This is a genomic window from Hyphomonas sp. UBA3601, assembly GCF_002375605.1.
GTDB lineage: Bacteria > Pseudomonadota > Alphaproteobacteria > Caulobacterales > Hyphomonadaceae > Hyphomonas.
On sequence record NZ_DFME01000104.1, the window covers coordinates 6,475 to 8,176 of the forward strand.

Sequence of the window (1,702 nt, forward strand, 5' to 3'; positions counted from 1 at the left end):
TCCAGATCTGGAAAGTTGTGATTGTGGCTGGACATGAACGCGACTCCTCTCGTTGCGAGTAAGAAGAAGGCCAGCACGGATTTTGAAGGCAAAAAAGCGAAAGATATCGATCAATATGGAGCCAACTTGCGCATTTATCTGCAATTGTTCGCCCAACGCGAGGAGAGGAGTTTTGGCGACTCGCGCAACGCGAGAGTCAGTCTACTGGTGATTCCAGAAAACTCGACTCTCCAATCCTCGAAAGACTGACACCGGATTCCGGCACCTGACAACAAATAGCGGAAGTCAGACCACTGAAGCGCCCCCGAGGTCAAGAGGCAGGTGTGCGTCCCTTTCCGGTCGTTCAAAGGCAACACGGAATCCGGCCGGATATCGCCGATAGTGGACGTAACAGTAAGTCAAGTTGAGTGCAGTGATACCCGCCAATTTCGGGACGCCGCGCGTATCGCGCCAATGCCTGAACCTGGGCAAAGTGTATTTTGTGCATCCTACGGCGCAGAACTAAAAAACGATTCCCAAAGATTTGGGGTATTCGAATTCGATTCCTAAACACGGCTCATCGTGCAGAAGGTCACCCCAGAGCCCAAACTTGCTTTGATCAGGCGAAGTTCCGCCAAACGCCCAAATTCCTGCAAGCTTCAAATCGCGATCAATACGCACCTCGCCAGGATCGAAACGCCCCACTCGATTCAAATAAATCGCGAGCGTCAGGTCGTCAGAGTTCGTGTATTTTTGCTTCGCTTTTTCCAGCAATGCTTCAAATGTTTGACGAGAGTTGAGATGCTCTGGAACCAGCTCTTTCAGTTGCACGGGAGCAAAATGTTGCGCGTCTCCATCAAACCATGAAGCTACAAAATCGTAGTCATCTCGCTCTTCAGGCGAGAAGAGTACGGGTTTGTTTATCGCAACCGACATTCCATAGCAGAACAATGCCGCTTGTCGCATTTCGCGAGAATTCTTGAGATCATTGGTGCGAAGGGCATGTGCCTTGTGAGGCATATCGATTGTGCCGGCTTCGCGATGCCTCGCCATCTCAAGCTCGATAGATCGAAAATGACGCAACACCTCCGCAGGGTCGTGGAATTCCTTCTTCGCTATTTGCCTGATCCGATCCTGAGCCAAATGGGTGGCCCTTTTTGACTTCCCCTGCAGAATGCGACTTTCTAAACGTAGTGCATTTCGAGCATCAATGCACCGTGCGGTTGCTTAGGGTCAGGTCGAGCTGCTAAAGCCTTCGTCACCCTGCGGTTAGACTGCGTCGGAAATCGTGAGTGCGTTACAACAATGAGCCAAACCAATATGGCGACTGTCCGGGCTTCAAACAACAACGAATGCAGCTATTTCCGCGACTGAGTTACCCGAGGCGCAACGCTCCCAAATATTGAAAAGCCAGAATTAAACATTAGCTGTCTGAGAAACTTGAATTAGAAAGATCAGCCGATGAATATTAGTATTCGGATCACATTGCCCGAGGCACCAGACGAAAACTTAGCAGAGAGGATTTCCATTACAGGATTCACCTCACCGTGTGCTGACGAATTGCATTTCGAGACCGAATACAAAAATATGAAACAGCACTTCGCTGACGTCCTTGTTTCGGATGGAATCATCCCCCCCGAACGACGGGGTGATCTCTTGTTCGATTTTGGCTAGTCTTCGTTCTTGGCGGTTCAAGGTTGGAAACTGACTTAGATGCAGAACG

General features: G+C 49.9%; 3 protein-coding genes. 1 reads left to right on the top strand and 2 read right to left on the bottom strand.

Annotated features, from left to right (window positions below; all coding sequences use genetic code 11):
- Window positions 1-21 precede the first annotated feature (21 nt).
- Window positions 22-249: a hypothetical protein gene (locus B4F73_RS10370; protein WP_290483199.1), complete on the top strand. Its 228-nt coding sequence runs from the start codon at window positions 22-24 to the stop codon at window positions 247-249.
- Window positions 250-501: 252 nt separating this feature from the next.
- Here B4F73_RS10370 and B4F73_RS10375 read toward each other — a convergent pair whose 3' ends face one another.
- Both B4F73_RS10375 and B4F73_RS10380 read right to left on the bottom strand, forming a co-directional pair.
- A complete protein-coding gene (locus B4F73_RS10375; RefSeq protein WP_290480099.1) occupies window positions 502-1,122 on the bottom strand; it encodes a hypothetical protein in 621 nt (206 codons plus the stop codon).
- A 399-nt stretch (window positions 1,123-1,521) separates the two neighbouring features.
- Window positions 1,522-1,702: hypothetical protein (locus B4F73_RS10380; protein ID WP_290483200.1), on the bottom strand; the 181-nt coding region annotated here is incomplete at its 5' end.